General features: G+C 62.8%; 14 protein-coding genes. 6 read left to right on the forward strand and 8 right to left on the reverse strand.

Annotated features, from left to right (window positions below):
- The first annotated feature begins 201 nt into the window (after window positions 1–201).
- Window positions 202–1,596, forward strand: a complete 1,395-nt coding sequence (locus FHS74_RS13325; RefSeq protein WP_184801155.1) for a peptide MFS transporter — start codon at window positions 202–204, stop codon at window positions 1,594–1,596.
- Window positions 1,568–2,308: a creatininase family protein gene (locus FHS74_RS13330; protein WP_184801157.1), complete on the forward strand. Its 741-nt coding sequence runs from the start codon at window positions 1,568–1,570 to the stop codon at window positions 2,306–2,308. Before FHS74_RS13325 ends, FHS74_RS13330 begins: the two co-directional genes overlap by 29 nt.
- Before the next feature lie 139 nt (window positions 2,309–2,447).
- On the opposite strand, the gene FHS74_RS13335 is transcribed toward FHS74_RS13330, so the two are convergent.
- Entirely contained in the window at window positions 2,448–2,786 is a 339-nt protein-coding gene (locus FHS74_RS13335) for a Rieske 2Fe-2S domain-containing protein (RefSeq protein WP_211106270.1), read from the reverse strand.
- Window positions 2,787–2,866: 80 nt separating this feature from the next.
- Window positions 2,867–4,609: an N-acyl-D-amino-acid deacylase family protein gene (locus FHS74_RS13340; RefSeq protein WP_184801159.1), complete on the reverse strand. Its 1,743-nt coding sequence runs from the start codon at window positions 4,607–4,609 to the stop codon at window positions 2,867–2,869.
- Window positions 4,610–4,815: 206 nt separating this feature from the next.
- On the opposite strand from FHS74_RS13340, the gene FHS74_RS13345 reads away from it, so the two are divergent.
- A complete protein-coding gene (locus FHS74_RS13345) occupies window positions 4,816–5,157 on the forward strand; it encodes a RidA family protein (protein WP_184801161.1) in 342 nt (113 codons plus the stop codon).
- A gap of 62 nt (window positions 5,158–5,219) precedes the next feature.
- Here FHS74_RS13345 and FHS74_RS13350 read toward each other — a convergent pair whose 3' ends face one another.
- The 4 genes from FHS74_RS13350 to FHS74_RS13365 form a co-directional block, all read right to left on the reverse strand.
- The gene (locus tag FHS74_RS13350) at window positions 5,220–5,633 is read right to left on the reverse strand and encodes a DUF3830 family protein (RefSeq protein WP_184801163.1); all 414 of its coding nucleotides are present in this window, start codon (window positions 5,631–5,633) and stop codon (window positions 5,220–5,222) included.
- A gap of 14 nt (window positions 5,634–5,647) precedes the next feature.
- Window positions 5,648–6,511 carry an alpha/beta fold hydrolase gene (locus FHS74_RS13355; protein WP_184801165.1) on the reverse strand — a complete coding sequence of 288 codons (864 nt, stop codon included), beginning with the start codon at window positions 6,509–6,511 and terminating at the stop codon, window positions 5,648–5,650.
- A 62-nt stretch (window positions 6,512–6,573) separates the two neighbouring features.
- Window positions 6,574–8,664: a TonB-dependent receptor gene (locus FHS74_RS13360; RefSeq protein ID WP_184801167.1), complete on the reverse strand. Its 2,091-nt coding sequence runs from the start codon at window positions 8,662–8,664 to the stop codon at window positions 6,574–6,576.
- Window positions 8,665–8,986: 322 nt separating this feature from the next.
- Window positions 8,987–10,114, reverse strand: a complete 1,128-nt coding sequence (locus tag FHS74_RS13365; protein WP_184801169.1) for an NAD(P)/FAD-dependent oxidoreductase — start codon at window positions 10,112–10,114, stop codon at window positions 8,987–8,989.
- Window positions 10,115–10,497: 383 nt separating this feature from the next.
- On the opposite strand from FHS74_RS13365, the gene FHS74_RS13370 reads away from it, so the two are divergent.
- Window positions 10,498–11,181: a helix-turn-helix domain-containing protein gene (locus tag FHS74_RS13370; protein ID WP_211106271.1), complete on the forward strand. Its 684-nt coding sequence runs from the start codon at window positions 10,498–10,500 to the stop codon at window positions 11,179–11,181.
- Between the two features lie 13 nt (window positions 11,182–11,194).
- On the opposite strand, the gene FHS74_RS13375 is transcribed toward FHS74_RS13370, so the two are convergent.
- Entirely contained in the window at window positions 11,195–14,599 is a 3,405-nt protein-coding gene (locus FHS74_RS13375; protein WP_211106272.1) for an indolepyruvate ferredoxin oxidoreductase family protein, read from the reverse strand.
- A gap of 211 nt (window positions 14,600–14,810) precedes the next feature.
- On the opposite strand from FHS74_RS13375, the gene FHS74_RS13380 reads away from it, so the two are divergent.
- Together FHS74_RS13380 and FHS74_RS13385 are read left to right on the forward strand one after the other, a co-directional pair.
- Entirely contained in the window at window positions 14,811–15,950 is a 1,140-nt protein-coding gene (locus tag FHS74_RS13380) for a YkvI family membrane protein (protein ID WP_184801175.1), read from the forward strand.
- Window positions 15,951–16,071: 121 nt separating this feature from the next.
- A complete protein-coding gene (locus FHS74_RS13385; protein ID WP_184801177.1) occupies window positions 16,072–17,214 on the forward strand; it encodes a DSD1 family PLP-dependent enzyme in 1,143 nt (380 codons plus the stop codon).
- A gap of 394 nt (window positions 17,215–17,608) precedes the next feature.
- On the opposite strand, the gene FHS74_RS13390 is transcribed toward FHS74_RS13385, so the two are convergent.
- A partial coding sequence (locus FHS74_RS13390; RefSeq protein ID WP_211106273.1) for a hypothetical protein occupies window positions 17,609–17,955 on the reverse strand: 347 nt, incomplete at its 5' end.

Genomic DNA, 17,955 nt, shown 5'->3' on the forward strand with positions numbered 1-17,955 from the left:
AAATCCAGGAACATATTGAAAAATCAATAAGAAAGCAGGTCCTTCGGCACCAATCCACACCGATTCATAAAATGGACATCTCAGGCAAAATTTCTCATCCGGCTGGATCTGCCCTGATATTTTCATGATTTGCCATATAAGAAAAAATTTTGCCGTTCTGCCTAAACTGGAATAATGTGGCTTCATCTCAGCATGACGGGAATGAAAATAGCCATGGGACGACGGTCGGAATTCCTCGGCCATCCGCGCGGTCTGCTGGTTCTGGCGGGAACGGAACTGTGGGACCGCATCTCCTTCAGCGGGATGCAGGCCATCCTGGTGCTTTATATGGTGGAAAGGCTGTTTTTGCCCGAACACGTCGCCAACATCGTCGGTTTCGTTACACTTCGGCGCACCATCGAATATGCCACTGGCGCCTTGACGCCCCAGGGCCTGGCCACACAAATCTTCGGCCTCTACGTGGGCCTGACCTACCTCACCCCGGCGGCAGGCGGCTTCGTTGGTGATCGTGTTCTCGGGCGGTCGCGTTCAGTCATACTCGGGGCATTGCTGATGACTGCGGGCCATTTCTGCATGGCATTCGAAGCCTCGTTCCTCCTGGCGCTATTGTTGTTGATTGTTGGCGCCGGCTTTCTTCGCGGAAATCTTACCCCCCAAGTGTCCGAACTTTATCCGCTTCAGGATAAGCGGCGGAGCGTGGCCTTTCAGATTTATTTCAGCATGGTCAGCATCGGCGCTTTCGTTGCCCCCTTGGTGACCGGCCTATTGGCTCAAACCTATGACTGGGACATGGCGTTCGGCTTCGCAGGCGTCGGCATGCTGGTTGGCCTAATCGTCTACGTCGGCGGATACCGGACCTTGCCGAGAACGGCGCCGCCACGAAATTTCGCCGCGCGCCGCCAGCTCACCCCTGCGGAGCGCCGGGTGGTAATTTCACTGCTGGCCATCTTGCCCAAAGCAACGCTCTTTTGGGTCGCCCAGGCTCAGATCTGGAACACCTACAATCTTTGGGTCCGCGATCATGTGAATCTTCAATTAGGCAGCCTGACCGTTCCGGTTCCCTGGCTACAGGCTCTCGATGGGCTTGCCGCCCTCGTCACCTTGCCTGCGCTATTGCTGCTGTGGCGCTGGCAAGGTCGGAAGGGCCGTGCGCCGGACGACTACAAGAAAATGGTGGTGGGGTTATTTCTGTTCGCCGCGTCAGTCGGCATATTGGCCGCCGCCCAGGCCCTGACGGGAGCCAGCGGAAAGATCCCGCTAATCGTCCCTGTGGCCTTCCATTTCGCTTCGAACGTCGCCTGGCTCTATTTCGCGCCCAGCGCCAACTCACTGTTCGCCAGCACGGCACCAGCATCCCTGCGGGGAACCCTGACTGGGACCTACACCCTGTCGATGTTCTTCGGCAGCATCATCAGTGGCCGCCTCGGCGGGCTGTATGAAACGCTCTCGCCGACGGCCTTCTGGTGCATCCACGCCGCCCTGGCGGCGTTGGGTGGCCTATGGCTGTGGTCCAGCGGCAGCCATCTTCGCAAACATTCCCTTATCTCGAACGACGGAAAACCGCATCATGCTGCTGCACCTGTCGACGTGGCCTGAGATCCGCGACGCGTTGGAGCGGTCGAAAACCATTGTCATTCCCATCGGCTCGACAGAACAGCATGGGCCGACCGGGCTGCTCGGGACTGATTGGCTGTGCCCGGAAATCATCGCCCATGAAGCGCACCAAAGCGGCGCGGACATTCTGGTCGGCCCGACGATCAATGTCGGCATGGCCCAGCACCACCTGGGATTCCCCGGTTCCCTCACCCTGCGTCCCTCCACCTTCATGGCGGTGATAGGTGACTGGGTGCGGTCACTGACCCTTCACGGCTGGAACAGGATATATTTTCTCAACGGCCACGGCGGCAACATACCAACGATCCAGGCGGCCTTCTCGGAACTCTATGCGGAAGCCAGCCTCGCCGGACGCCCTGCTTCATTCGCCCTCAAGCTGGGGAACTGGTGGGAACTTCCGGCCGTCGCCGAGGTGATCGCACGCCACTATTCGACCGGCCACGGCAGCCATGCGACTCCCTCGGAAATCGCGATCACCCAGTGGGCGTATCCTCATGCGGTAAAGCGGGCCGACTACACTCCCCGGATTGCGGGGGCCGGCCCGATCCGCGATGCTGCGGATTTCCGGCTCCGCCATCCGGATGGGCGCATGGGCTCCGACCCCGGTCAGGCCACCCCCGAAATCGGAGGTCTGCTGGTTCAGACCGCGGTTCAGGGTCTGCTGGCCGCCATTGCCGCGTTTGGCCGCGAATGATCCCGAGGGGCGGCCTCAATAAATGGCCCTGATCAGCTCCGGCTGAGCGGCCGTGACACTCAGCTGGACCATCTTGAAATCGGGATCAAGTTCCAGATTGCGGTGAAGATACCCATCCAGGGACCGCCAAGCCGGATGATCAACGCGTGTCCAGAATCTGAGCCGGATCTGCCATCCAGATCCGGACCCAGCGGTGGCGTTCGATGACTGGAAAACTCCTGACCTTGGCTCGCGCGGGCACCCTTTCCTGGGCGGGCGCACTGACGCATTGGCCGGTCCGGTCGAACAACAACCCGTGATACGGGCAGCGAATGCGGTCGCCGCCGTTCTCCACCCTTCCGAGGGAGAGCTTGGCTCCCCAGTGGCAACAGCGGTTCTCCAGCGCAGCGATATTCCCGGCGTCCGTGCGCCAGAAGACTAGCGGAATATTGATGATGGTTCTCGACAGTAATCCCCCGCTCGGGATCTCGTCATCCATGCCGCAACATACCAACAATTTTTCAGGTACATCGCGCTACTCCAGCGCTTGGGCCCGCCGTGAGGCGATCCGCCCCAGCATCACCCCCAAACCCAGGGCCAATCCTTGGACGACGACCGGCAGCCCCCATTCGGCCAGCCGCGCCAGCCCTGCCCCCGCACGACGCGGCCCGCCCGCGCCGGGGTGACCTTTCCGTCATCGAGCGCGGCCCCCCCGTTCACGAAGACGTACTGCACACCCGTCGCCAGCTGCTGTGCGTTGGCGAAGGTGGCGTGATCCTGGATGGTGGCGGGGTCGAAAACGACGACGTCGGCGAAATAGCCCTGCTTGAGCAAACCCCGGTCCTTGAGAGACAGGTTCGCGGCCGGCAATCCCGACAACCGGTGGATTGCATCCTTCAGCGGCACGATCTTTTCATCGCGGACATAGTGCGCCAGAACCTTGGCAAACGTGCCGTAGGCCCTGGGATGCTGGGCCGACCTCAGGAACACGCCCTCAGGCGCGGTGGCTGCCTCGTCCGACGCGAAACTGACCCACGGCTGCGCGATTTCCTTGCGCACATTATCTTCCGACATCACGGTATAGGCCACGCCGATCCTGCTGCCATCCTCGATCACCAGGTCGATCACGGCCTCTTCCGGGCTTACGCCGCGCGCCTTCGCGACCTCGGCAAGGGTCTTCCCGGTCAGGGGCTTCAGCTTCTCGTTCTTGAACTGCAACAGCAACGCGCCTTCTGGCCCGGATGCCACCAGGGCGCTTTCAAAACCTGGCGGCGGGTTCTGCATTTCCTTCACCACCCGCGCCCGCGCCTCGGGGTCCTTGAGGCGTGCGATCCAGGCCTCCAGTCCGCCGTCCAGCACCCAATGCGGCATCGCCGCATCAAACCCGGTCGCGCCGGCGGTGTAAGGATAAAGGTCGGCGGTCAAGCGGACGCCTGCGGCCCTGGCGCCTTCGATTTTGCCCAGCGCGGCGTCCAGTTTCGACCAATTGGCCTTTCCCGCCACCTTGAGATGATAGACCTCCGCCGGTGCGCCGGATGCCTTGGCGATGGCAATGGTTTCATCCAGTGCGCCCAGCAGGTCGTTCCCCTCGCTGCGCATATGGGTGATGTAGATCCCGCCGCAGCGCCCGGCTTCCGTCGCCAACGCGATCAGCTCCGGCGTCTTGGCGAAGGTGCCGGGGGCGTAGATCAGCGCCGACGAGACGCCAAGCGCGCCATCCGTCATGGCCTGGCGCACCAATTCCTGCATCCGCCCCAACTGCTCGGAACCCGGCTGTACGTCCCCCTCGCCAAGAACATAGTCGCGAACCGTCGCCGCCCCCACCATCGAGGCGATGTTCAAGGAAATGCCCTTCTTTTCGAGGGTTTGCAGATAGTCGCCCAGGCTCCGCCACGTGATGGGGAATTTGGTGTCCCCCTGGCGCTGCCGGTCGCGCTCCGCCATGGCGTCCGACAGCGGGCCCATGGATGTACCCTCGCCCGTGACCTCAAGCGTCACACCCTGGACCAGGTCGCTCTCCCCGCGGCCGTCCACCAGCAGACTTTCCTGCGCCTGGCTCAGCATGTTGATAAAGCCGGGAGATACGGCCCGGCCCCGCGCGTCGATGACACGCTTGGCCGTCATCGCCTGATGCGGACCAACATAAGAGATCCTGTCCTGATCGATCGCCACGTCGCCGACATACGGCTCACCGCCCGTGCCATCGTAGATCGTGCCCCCCTGAATAAGCACGTCGTGCTGGGCGGGCGAAGCGGAAGAAGGCCCGGCGGCGGCGCAAAGAGACAGCGCAAGAACGGATGTTACGGCAAGATTCTGCTTCATGGGCGCCCCTTGAATGCATCGACGCGCTTCGCGCTGGGTCGGCAAGGTGGATTCGGCCGCACGTTGGCGGCGAAGACCAGACCAAGTTGCCATGTTGGAAAATTACGTTCAAGTAGAAAATATTTTGCAAATATGGATATTTACACCCAATATACCCCGGCGCCCGGTCTTGATCCGACGCCCCCTCAGAATACAAGGAAGAGATAATGAAACCGCCGCACCTGTCCCCTTTCCAGGAAGCCGGAGGGCTTGTTTACATCTCCGGTCAACTTCCCTTCGATGCAGACGGAAAAATATCCGGCGCCGGCGTCGCTGAACAGACCACACAAGTGCTTCAAAATATCGACCGCGTTCTCGGCTCGATCGGGCTTGAACGCTCCAACATTGTGAAGACGACTGTCTGGTTACGGCCGGACGCCGACTTCACCGCGTTCAACGACAGCTATGCGGCCTTCTTCGGGGAGCATCGTCCCGCCCGGTCGACGGTCCTCAGCGGTCTGGTCCTGGCGGCGGCAACCGTCGAGATCGAAGCGATCGCCTGCCGTTAGCCTGCCCGACAGCCTCCGGGAGGGAGCGCAATGCCTCCGGCAATGCGCTCCGTTCCGCCCACCTACACCCGGTCGATCACAATTTCCTGCGCACCTTCCCACAGTGTCCGACGCCCCAGCTCCGGCAGTTGATGCAAGCCATCGGTGACGGTCAGGAAATGATTGCCGGCCAACTGTCCGAGCTTGCTTGCGAACTGGACGGCACCATAGGCCAGAAGGATTTCAGCTTCGCTGTATCCGCCGGGATAGAAGAGGAATTGCCCGGGCATCGGATAGCTGGTGGCGTTTTCCACCGGGAAGCTCAGCGCGGTTTCGCCAAGGGGGATCCAGCAGCCTTCGCCACTCCAGCGAACGTGGATCAGTTTCGTCCGGTAGGGCAACAGGGTGCGAAAATAGGCGCTCGTCTTCGGCGCCAGATCCGTTTCCAGCCGCGCGCCGAAACTGAAAGAACCGGCAATGATCTTCATATGGGTCATGACCATCCCTCCACTCAGCGCTTCCGCGCCATCATATCCACGACCGCCTGCACGATCACCTCCGGGCGGTCGTGCACGACATCGTGCGAACTGCCTTGCGCCGAAACCAGCTGGCGATTGGGGGCGCCGCCGGCGAACCGCGCATGCGCATCCCGCCACCATTGGGCATCCGCCGGGGCGTCGAACGGCGTCTTTTCAGAGACGATGACGACGGCCGGCACCGCCGCGGGCCAGACGGCCTTGTGAAACGCGCGCGAGGTCTCAGCGAAGGAATCGGCCAGGGCCAAAAGCTGGCGTCCCTGCGGCGTCGGGCTCTGCGCCTTCAAGGCCGCGATCATGGGAGCGTATGACGCCATCTGGCGGTCGATCACGTCGTCGGTGAAAAAGTCGGGGACGTTGGCGTCCACTAGGACGGCGCCGGCAATCCAGTCGGGATGGCGTCCCGCCAGATATGTGGCGATCTCTCCGGCCAGGGAGTGCGACACCAGGATCACGCCATGGGTGGCGCCGAGGGCACGCAGCCCGTTCTCCAGGTCCTCCGTGGCGCCCTGAACGCTCCACGGCCCGGGAACCTCGTCGCTGGCCCCGGACCCCGCACGGTCATAGCTTATGATCCGGGCGCCGGTACGCCGGGCCAATTCAGGCACCAGGGCATCCCAGTAGTAGGCGTCCAGGCCGCCTCCCGCGTCCAGGACGATGACGGGCCCGTGCGCCACGTCCTGGCCAGGCGCGGGATGCGCCGGGAAGATGTGAAACGCGGTGTTGTGCCCCGCGCGCGCGATCAGGCGGGTGGCGGGTTCGTCCGCCCGGGCCGGAACGGAAACCAGAGGCGCCAGGCACAGGCAGAGACCCAACCACGCGGCTTTCGTTATTCTCATTCTTTTCTCCCAGATGACATTGGCTTCCGAGCCCGCCCGGAAGGCTTCCGCAGGGAACCGCGTCAGAACTTGGCATCAAGCGAGAGGCCGATGGTCCTCGGCTGAAGCACCGTCGCCTCTATCTGCGTCAGGGCGCCCGTCGCCTGGTTGACCAGCGGCGTGTAGGAAAGATAGGCGTGCCGGTCGGTCAGGTTCTTGGCAAAGATCTGCAGGGTGTACCGGTCGTTCGAAACGCTGACGTTCATGTCCAGCGCGCCGTACCCGGGAATGACGCGGGCATCGTACGCGTGGTTCACATCGGAATACCGGTCGCCCGTCAGACGCAGGCCGGCGCCGACGGCGCCCATCCACCCATCCGCCAGGTCATGGCTGTAGGTCGCCCGCAGCGAGCCGCTCCACCGAGGAACGTTGGGCAGCCTGTCGCCGCTGAGACCGCTGATCGCCGCGACATCCTCGGTGAGGACGGAGTCGACGAAGGAAAAGGTGGCATCGAGCGTCAGGCCGTCTATCGGCCGAACGGAGGCGTTCGCCTCGATCCCTTGGCTTTTCGCCGATCCACCGTTCAGGATGTAGTTGAACCCGGAACCGTTCGATAACAGCTGGATGTCGTTCCAGTCGATATAAAACGCGTCGATGTCAAAGAGAACACGGTTGTCCAGGAACTGTGACTTGAGGCCAACTTCGTAGTTGGTCAGGGTGTCGGAAGCGAAGGTCGGGGCCACGCCCGCGATGGCCAGGTTGGGGCCGCCCGGCTGGTACCCGCTGGCAATGCGGATGTAGGCCATCACCTTGTCGGTTATGTGATAACGCCCGCCGACGCTGTAGGTCGCGACCCCCTCATGCGATTTCTGACCGAGCAAGCTAATCGGATCGATGATGGATCCGCTGCCATATTCACCGAAGGTCTGGTGGTTTTCGGAGTACCGCACCCCCGCCAGCAGGTCCAGCCGGTCGGTGGCATGGTAGGTCACGGTGCCGAAACCGGCATATTCGGTATAGGTCGACGGCAATTGGCCCGTGAACAAGGGATCGAGTCCGGGAATGGGCTCACCGTCCATGGTCAGGGCGCTTGGCGACTGGAAGTTCTTGGAGTCCTCGTGCGTTGCGAAAAGGCCGGCCTGCCACTCCAAGGTCACGCCGGGATGCGACTGCAGCCGGATCTCTTGCGTATATTTGCGAAGATGCAGCCGGTAATCGTAGGCGGAAGTACCGGCCGGAATACCGAACGCGGGGAAAGCCACGCCGTATGTGTAGGAGGCATCCTGCGTCTGGCTAGTCCGCGTATTCGTGTAGCTGGACGAGGAGATCAAATCCGCCCACGGCATCGTGTATTCCACCGCCAGCGAATAATATTGGATTTCCTTGTTAAAGGGTTGGTCGGTCAAGTTATTGTCGGTGCGCGAACCACCCAGCGGCTGCAGGGTATTGGGATCCAGGGCGGTGTTGGCATCGCCGTCCGCATCCACTTTCTGGTAAAGCGCGTTCAACTTGACCAACAGATCGTCGTTCGCCTGCCAAACCAGTCCCAGGCGGGCGCTCTGCTGCTTGACGCCATTCTCGTCGCGTCGGCCGGTTTGGCTATTGTCAATGAAGCCGGGCGTATCCTGCTGGGAATAACTGGCGGTGAAGCCCAGCACACCGCCCACGATGGGCCCGCTGAGCATCCCTCGGAAGCCACCGCCGGGCTTGCTGGCGCCGGATACAGCGGAAACGTCGCCGCCGACGCGGGCTTCGAACGTATCGAGCGACGGCGTGGTCAGCACATATTTCAAAAGGCCGCCCATGGAACTAGCACCATAGAGGGTGCCTTGTGGCCCCCGGAGCACCTCCAGCCGCTGCACGTCATAGGGTAGCAGGTCGAGGGCGAATGCATTGCCGCCGCCATAGGTGGAACTGCTGCCCACCGGCGCATCGTCGATGTAGGTGGCCACGGTCGCGCCCCGCCCGATGGGGGCGATGCCGCGCATGCTGATGGTCGTCTGCCCGGGGGAACCGGCGGAGTCGATTTGCAACGCCGGCACATACGCCCCGATGTCCGTCAACTGCGTCGCATGCAGATCGTGCAGCATTTGGCTCGACACCGCGCTGACCGCGGCGGGAACATCCTGAATGTTCTCGCCGCGCTTCTGCGCGGTCACAATGATCTCTTCCAATTGCCCGCCTCCGGACTCTTGCGAAAAGGCGGAGAAAGAAAAAGATAGTGCAAGCACAGCACAGCTTGCTGTCAGTAGAACTCGACGTGAAATCCCTGTCCCGTTGCTCATTTTTTCGTCCTTGTTTGGTGTGCGTCAGCAATGCACTGCGTCCTGGTCGCCTCTCCCGGTGGCCGGCCACGGAAAACGCTCCGACGCCGTAGTACGGCCGGGTTTATCCATTCGGCCGATTATGTGGTGATCCCGATATCTATTTGCGGTTTCACCCTTTTCTTCTCCATCTTGCCGTCGCTGTTTCATGCCGGGTGCCGGCGACAGGGCCCTAGCGCAGCCGCGCCGGTGAGATGTCATCGGCGCACAGCCCGAATGGCGCCGAACCCTGGTCGCGCCACCGTCCCAGCACCAAGTCCGCGGCCATGGCGCTCAGTGCCGGCGCGGTCTGGATGCCGTAGCCACCCAAGGCCGCCATCCAGAAAAAGCCAGGCTGCAACCCGTCGAAACCGACCACCGGGGAGCGATCCCGCACGAAGGAGCGCAGACCGGCCCATTTGCTCCGGATGCGGCGAACCTCCAACGTTGTCGCGGTCTCAAGCCGATCGATGGCGATGGCGATGTCCATCTCGTCGGGCTGGGCGTCGCAGGGGGCCGTAAGGGTTTCATCCGCCGGGGAAAGCAGCAGCAACCCGGCATCGGGCTTCATGTAGAAACGTTCCTCGACATCGAGGACCATGGGCCAATGGTCCGACGTCGCATCGCGCGGCGGTTCGATCAAGGCGGCAGTGCGGCGCCGCGGTTCCAGCCCGATGTCCTGCGCCCCCGCCAGGCTGCCCACCTCACCCGCCCAGGCCCCCGCCGCGTTGACGATGATTGCGGCGCGAAAGGTTCCGACGGCACTGTGAACGATCCAGCCCTTGGCATCCCTTTGGATATCCGTGACCCTGGCCGCGGTGCTGAGGCCACCGCCCCCTCGCTTCAAAGCCCTCAAATAACCGTGGTGCAATTCATGCACCTCGATATCGGCCGTACCGCGATCAACCACCGCCCCCAGCAATCCTTCTGGTCGCAAAACGGGGCACAGGCCGAGCGCCTGGTCCACCGTCAGCGCCTCGACCTCCGTGCCCGGCACCGCCTGCCGGACGGCATCGTCAAACGCCACCTGCTGCCCCACTTGGCCGATGATCAGGACAGGGCGCGGCTTCAGAAGGGGAACCGAACAGAAGCCCGGCGGCGGAGAAGCCAGGAATGACCGGCTGGCCCGCGTCAAGGCGCGGATTGCCGTATTGCCATAGGTCTCCGAAAAGAGTGCGGCAGACCGGCCGGTGGAGTGATAGCCCGGCTGCTCCTCCATCTCCAGAACGTGGACACGGGCATGTTCCGAGAGGTGCGCCGCGATGGAGGCGCCGGCAATGCCGCCGCCGATGACCAGGATGTCACACATATGGTCTGTCATAGGCATTCCTATTGCGCGCCCCCCTGAAAGGAGACGCGACTAAAGATCATGGACCCATGGCCGCCCTATCTCCCCCGAGGGGCCGCGCGGCCAGTTCACTGCATGTCTGGAAAACGACCCGGGGATTGTGCCACGGAAATTCCCTGAATTGGAATATTTTCTCTTATTATCGGTCAATTTATCTGTTTTGGAAAATTTCTCTGGCGCCTCGCCTCGTCACCCGTCCTGTTGGCCGACCCGCAGGACGATGCCTGGGCGCCCCCGTCCCGCCAATCCGGCAGCGCGGGAACTGAAGACGCAATTGATTTGCCATGCTCGCCAAAAGACCAAAAAATTGTTATTTTGTGCGATCTTTAGTGACGTGAGCGTGAGAAATGACGAACATGGCCAAGCCCGGCGCGATGCTCAAGGCCCTGCGGCAGCAGAAAGGCTGGAAACTATCGGATGTCGCGGAGAAAACGGGCTTTCCTGTTTCCACATTGTCAAAAATCGAAAATGACAAGGTGGCGCTGACCTATGACAAGATCGCCCGTATCAGCAAGGGCATGAACGTCGACATCGGAGTCTTCTTCGCGGAGGAGACGCCGCCGCCCACCGTCACGCTGACGACCGGGCGCCGCAGCATCGTCCGAAAGGGCGAGGGCCGCGTCATCGAAACGGACAACTACGTCTATCGTTTCGTCGCGACCGACCTGCTGAGCAAGAGGTTCGTGCCCATCTTCGGCGAATCACACGCCCGATCCATGGAAGAGTTCGGCGAGATGATCCGCCACACGGGTGAAGAGTACACCTATGTCATCGAAGGCACGTTGGAACTGCACACCGATCTCTACGCCCCGGTGCGGCTGGAGGCAGGGGATTCCATCTATTTCGACAGCGGCATGGGCCACGCCTATATCGATGTCGGCGACACGCCCTGTCGCACCTTGACCATCTGCTCGGGTGAGGAATCCCTGTTGATGACGGCGCATCAGAAGGAGGCCGGCTCCTCAAGAGAAACGGTGGAGACCCCTCCCCCGCCGCCAACCGTGAACCGGGCGCGCAAGCGCCGGCCCCCTCAGGACTGATCCCCTCCCCTCCTCAAGCCACGCCGGGCAAAAGTCCCGTCAGCCGCGCCAGCAGCGCTTCCGCGGACGGGGCCTTCACATGACCATAGCCACGCACGTCCAAGGGCGCGCCGGCGACGGCCACGGCGGCATCCAGGGTATCGGCCGTCACGGTGGCGATGACGTTTTCCATGACCGCCAGATAGGTATCGCGGAGCGATCGCTCGAGCCGGCGCTCCGGGGTCCGGCCGAACAGGTCGAACGGGCCCTCCCGCAACCCCTTGAGAGCGGCCAGCAGGCGAAACACCGGCATTACCCAGCCGCCAACCGTTATCTTGCGCGGCAGCCCCGTGTGGGGATCCATAGGCGCGAACAGGGGCGGCGCCAGATGGAACCGGAGGGCGCGCACATCCTGGAATTCGCGCGACAATGCCGCGCCAAAGCGCCCGTCGGCGTAAAGTCGCGCCACCTCATACTCGTCCTTGTAGGCCATCAGCTTGTAAGCTGCCCGCGCCACAGCCCAGACCAGATCGTCACCGCCGGCCAACGCCGCCGCCGCCCGCCGGGCGGCGTCGACCAAAGCGGCGTAGCGCGCGGCATAGGCCTGGTTCCAGTACCGGGTCAGGTCCGCCGTCCGTATTTGGACGAACGTCTCCAGGGTCGGCGGCGCTTCCAGCGGCGGCGTGTCGCCACTGGAAACGGCGGCGCGCCGGCCGGCGGCGAACGCCTTCAGGTTGGCTGAAACGGCCTTGCCGTTGAGCGTGATGGCCTGCTCGATCGTGTCCAGCGTCAGGGGGATGCCGCCCAGCTGCCAGACGTAGCCCAGCATGAGCATGTTCGCCGATATCGAGTCCCCCAGGAGGGCTTCGGCCAGCCTGGTCGCAGGCACCAGCCGCACCTCATCCCCCGCTGCGGCCGCCAGGACCGCAGTCAATCGGCCTTGGTCGATAGTCTGGTCGCGGTGGACCTGGAAGGCCGCGGTGGCCGTCATGTCCGCGTTGCCGGCGATCAGGGTGCCGGGGGCCACGGTGCTCAAGCATTCCGGCTGCACCGCGGCGATCAGGTCGCACGCCAGCACAAGGTCGGCCTGCCCGGGCCCCACCTTGGCGGCCAGCGTCTCCGCTACGTCGCGGCTGAACCGGACATGGCTGAAGACGGCCCCACCCTTCTGACTAAGGCCCGTCATGTCGAAAAGGCTGACCCCTAGGCCAGCGATCCGGGCCGCCATGCCGAGGATGGCGCTGACCGTCACCACGCCCGTGCCCCCGATGCCGGCGATCACCATGTCGAAGCGATCACCCAAGTCCGGGAGCACCGGGGGCGGGGGAAGCGGCATGTCCGCCACCGCCGTGGCCGACCGTCGTGGCCGGCCGCCCTCGATCGTGACGAAGGAGGGACAGAAACCCTTCAGACAAGAGAAGTCCTTGTTGCACGCCGACTGGTCGATCTTGCGCTTGCGCCCCAGGTCGGTCTCCAGCGGCTGAACGGCCATGCAGTTCGACTGGGTCGAGCAGTCGCCACACCCCTCGCAGACCAAGGCGTTGATGAAGACGCGGCGATCGGGTTCGGGAAAAGTGCCGGCCTTGCGCCGGCGCCGTTTCTCCGCCGCGCAGACCTGGTCGTAGATCAGGACGCTGACGCCCTTCTCCCGGCGCAAATCCTCCTGCACGGCCGCCAGGTCGTCGCGGTGCCGCAGTTCGGTCGCGGACGGCAGAGGTTCCGCCGTGAAGCGATCGGGATCGTCGGAAACTACGACGACACGGCCGACGCCTTCGGCGCGGACCTGCTGCACGATCCGGCTGACGGTCAACCCGCCTTCCACCGGCTGGCCGCCGGTCATGGCGACCGCGTCGTTGAACAGAATCTTGTAGGTCAGGGTGGCCTTGGCCTGCACCGCCGCCCGAATGGCTAAGGAACCGGAATGGTTGTAGGTGCCATCGCCCAAGTTTTGGAAGATGTGCGCCGTATCGGTATATTTCGACAACCCGATCCAGCTGGCCCCTTCCGCCCCCATATGGCCCATGGGGATGGGGTTGCGCTCGGGATGAAAGACGGCCATGCCATGGCAGCCAATGCCGGTAGCCCCCACCGACCCTGCCGGCACCTTGGTCGAGGTGTTGTGCGGGCAGCCAGGGCAGAATGCCGGACGGCGGACAGTGGCCGGCGGGGCGACGGGGCGCGCCACGAGGGCGCGGACCTTGTCAACCGCGCTAGCGAACCCCGGGACAACGGCGTCGATATCCGCCAGACTGGCCTGCAGCCGGTCAGCCAGGGCCGCGGCGACCGTAGCCTCGTTCAAAGGCAGATCCGCCGGCAGCAGCGGCATGCCGTCGGGAGTTGCCTTGCCGCTGATGCGGGGCCGGGTGCCGCGACCAAAGAAATGCAGCTTGGCTTGAAGCTCGGCGTGCGCCCGCTTCTCCTCGACAAAGAAGATTTCATCCGCGGCCTGTGACGCCACGTCCAGGCCGTCGGGATCAAGCGGGAAGACCAGGGCGATTTTATAGACGCCCAGGCCCAATCGCTGAGCCGCTGCGTCATCCAGCCCCAGCAGGGCCAGGGCCGCCAGGACGTCCGCATACGCCTTGCCGGACGTCGCCACCAGGAACCGGGGGCTGGTCGATCCAAAGGTGACGCGATCCAGCCGGTTGGCCCGCGCGAAGGCCTGGGCCCGCGGCAGCTTGTGGCGCAGCAGCCGAACGTCCTGCTGCTGCATGGCCAACGCCTCAGGGCGGATATGGACACCACCCGCGGGTGTCGGCATGTCTGGGGTGGCGAATGCCGGCGGCGGCGTCATATCCAGCACGCCCGTGGCCTCGGCCGTTTCGTTCACCAACTTCAGGCCAACCAGCAGACCAGAGAACCGCGACATGGCCACGGCCGCCAGACCCAGCTCAAGAATGTCAGCCACGGACGCGGGATAAAGGACCGGAACCTCCCAGCTGGCCAGGGTGAGGTCGCTTTGATGGGCGGTGGTCGAGGATTTGCCCGCATGGTCGTCACCGAAAATCAGGACAACGCCGCCAGCGGGGGCGGTGCCCTGTAAATTCGCATGCTTGATGGCGTCGCCGGAGCGGTCGACACCTGGGCCCTTGCCATACCAGAAACCGAAAACGCCGTCGAAACGACGCCCTGGCACGAAATCCAGCTGCTGGGTTCCCGCCACGGCGGTCAGCGCCAAGTCCTCATTCAAACCGGGCTCGAAAATAATGTCGTTGGCTTTCAGAAAATCGGCTGCCTTCCAGAGCTCCGCGTCGTAACCGCCCAGCGGCGAGCCGCGATAGCCGCTGATGTAACCAGCGGTATTCAGGCCAAGGCGCCGGTCCAGCGCGCGCTGAATTATGGGCAGACGGACCAGCGCCTGCCGGCCGCTGACCAGCGCACGGCCCTGATTCAGCTGATATTTGTCGTCGAGCGTCACCAGGTTCGTGTCGGCCATCATATCGCCAGGGTCTATGGATGCGGGAACCCGCATCTTGCCCATGGGATGGCCGTCATGGAAACCGGAATTTTCCATTACGGATAAATTTTATCAGATTTAGGAATCTGATGCGATATTTCGCCGTATTTGCAAATATAAATTGCCTTCCCAGAAAATTGATGCTAGCGACAGGATACATGAAGAATCCGGGCTGGATTGCATCTGGGAATAAATGGGAGACATCCGCGTGGCATCCAAATCCACCTGGCTTCAGCGAACGTTGCTACCTGGGTTCGCCTTCAAGGCGGTCGTGATCGGTGGGGGCTATGCGACAGGCCGCGAACTGGTCACGTTCTTCATGCCCAGCGGCCCGTGGGGTGGGCTGTATGGCATTCTGCTGGCGATGGCGGTATGGAGCACGGTATGCGCCGTGACTTTTCTTTTTGCGCTGAAGACGGGCAGCCGGGACTATCGAACCTTTTTCAGCAATCTGCTGGGACCGCTGTGGCCAGTGTTCGAAATTGCCTTCTGTATGGCCATCATGGTCATCCTGGCAGTCTTCGCCGCCGCCGCCGGAGCCATAGGCCAAGCGGTTCTGGGATGGCCGGCCCTTGCCGGTTCCCTGGCTTTGATCGGTGCGATCACGCTGGTGGCGACCTTCGGCAACGAAGCGGTGGAACAGCTTTTCAAATACGTCTCCTTCTTTCTGTATGCGACCTACGCCGTCTTCCTTTTTCTGTCCCTGATCCATTTCGGCGATCGCATCGGGGCCGCATTCGCCGCCGACGTCCCCGCCACGGGGTGGGTGGTCGGGGGAATGACCTATGCCGGCTACAACATCGTGGGCGCCGCCATCATTCTGCCCGTCATCCGCCACCTGCGAGGGCCCAAGGATGCAATCGTGGCGGGACTGCTCGCCGGTCCTCTGGCTTTGCTGCCCGCCATCCTGTTCTTCGTATGCATGGCGGCATTCTATCCCGAAATCGGCGGAGAGGCCTTGCCCTCCGACTACTTGCTGGCCCGGCTGAATTTCCCGTCGTTCCGCCTGATCTTCCAGGCCATGATCTTCGCGGCCTTGCTGGAAAGCGGCGTGGGACAGGTCCATGCCATAAATGAACGCATCGCACACGCTTATCAGACCCGCACGCGCAACGACCTGTCCCTTATGGCCCGCCTGGCCGTAACCGTCGCCATCCTGGTGGGGTCCATCTTCGTGGCTGACCGCATTGGTCTGGTTGATCTCATCGCCAACGGCTACAGGTGGCTGGCTTACATTTTCCTGGGGCTCTATGTCCTGCCGTTAATGACCATAGGCCTATGGCGGCTCCGCCCTCAGGCCCGGTCCCCCGCACAGGAAGCGACGGGCGCCTAACTGAAGCCAGGCAGGGTCGTTTTATCACGGCCACCATAGCGGCACCGTGGCGGGTGCTTCCCGGCGAATAGCCAAATCCAGGTCTGCTGAGCGACTTGGCTGCGATCACGTTGAGGGCCGCATGAAACCGAACCTTGTCAATACACCGCTGATCGGCGTGATGGGATCGAGAGGGATGCTGAGTACGCCAGCCCTTGTGCTGGACCTCGATCGGTTCGAAGCTAATTTGCGCCTGATGATGGACTTGGCACGGCGCCACGGCATGGCGATACGGCCGCATGCCAAGACCCATAAATGCGTGGAGATCGCCCGCCGCCAGCGGGCGGCGGGAGCCATCGGCCTATGCTGCGCGAAGCTGGGCGAAGCCGAAACCTTCGTTCGTCACGGCATGGGCGACCTTTTGTTGACTTCGCCCATCGTGACGGCGGCAGGCATTCAGCGGCTGATGAGCCTGATACGGACGGCACCCGAAACCATGGTGGTGGTCGATGACGCCCGCAATGTCATGGACCTCGCCGCCGCCGCCGCCGCCAGCGGAGTCCGCTTGCGCGTGCTGGTTGACCTGGACGTAGGCTTGAACAGGACCGGGGTAGCCAGCGTTGAAGAGGGCGTTACGTTGGCCCGACTGGCGTATAAGGCCGCCAGCCTGGACTTCAGGGGCATACAGGGCTATGCCGGTCATGCCATGCACATAGTCGGCCGGGAAGCGCGTCACGCCGAGCTGGCACGGGCCGCCGAGTTGACATGGCGGCTCCAGCGGGCGCTGACGGCCGCCGGCTTGGCCCCAGCCATCATCACCGGCGGCGGCACCGGCAGCGCTGATGCCGACACTGCAGCCGGCGTGCTGACCGAACTGCAGGTCGGTTCCTATATCTTCATGGACAGGGAGTATCAGGACGTATGGCAGGAGGCGGGCGAGCGCCCGCCCTTCGACTGCGCCTTGTTTTTGCAGACGACGGTCATCAGCGCCAGCCGGCCTGGCCAATGCACGACCGATGCCGGCTGCAAGGCCTTCGCCACCGATGCCGGCGCCCCCCGTATCGTTGCCGGGGCGCCCCCAGGCGCACGGTACGATTTCTTCGGCGACGAGCAGGGGCGGGTGACATTCGCCCGGACTGAAGATCGACTGCCCCCCGGTGCCGTCCTGACCTGCATGACGCCGCACTGCGACCCTACGGTAAACCTGCACGATGTATTGCATGTCGTGCAGGGCGACCGGTTGGTCGACATCTGGCCCCTTGAAGCGCGCGGGTGCGGGCAATGACGTCGCGCAATGTTTTGAACCAAGCCGCTCTTGGCGGCGTTGCCCCCAAGATGTAAATCGGCGCGATCAAATGACTGAACCGCGCCGAGATTGTCGGAGGCAGTTTGGTTTGAGTCAGGCGACCATGGCGTGGAATCGCGCCTCCTTCAACAGGCCCAATGCTCACACACCCAGGAATTCCGAACAACGTGCGGGCTGCGCACCGCTTACGCCGCATGCTTACCCTCTCAGGAGTGAAAGCCTCCGACAATCTCAGCGCGGTTCACCTCACACATAGCTGTCTTTCTTTTATAACGGCGGCGTATATTTTCGCTCGTTCTACAGCATCACCCCTACCTGGCGGCGCCGCCGCCCAAACCCTGACCAGCGAACAGGGCGCCGCTCAGCCGGTCACTTAGCCGAAGGTATAGCCAAACCTGTTCACGATCTCGGCATCGATCTGGCCCACAGCGGCGATCAAGTCCTTCCTATCGTAATATTCCGAATAATGCTGCCTTTCTGAAGTGTTGCGGGCGGTGCAGGCATAGGGGATGGAGAATTTCGTGCATATCCTCTCCATCTCCATATTGTATTTCTCGAACATGCTCACATCGGTGACGTCTCGGACCCATTCAGCCTGGGGAATGCCGAACCAGTTCGGGCGCCCAGAGCATCGAGCCTTTAATTGGACGCATATCCTGCGGCCTTGAGGTAGTTCCAGCATTCGTCGGGGTCGTAGAGGTCGCAAATGTTTCCGATGGC

Source organism: Nitrospirillum iridis, from assembly GCF_014205765.1.
In the GTDB taxonomy this organism is placed as follows: Bacteria; Pseudomonadota; Alphaproteobacteria; order Azospirillales; family Azospirillaceae; genus Nitrospirillum; species Nitrospirillum iridis.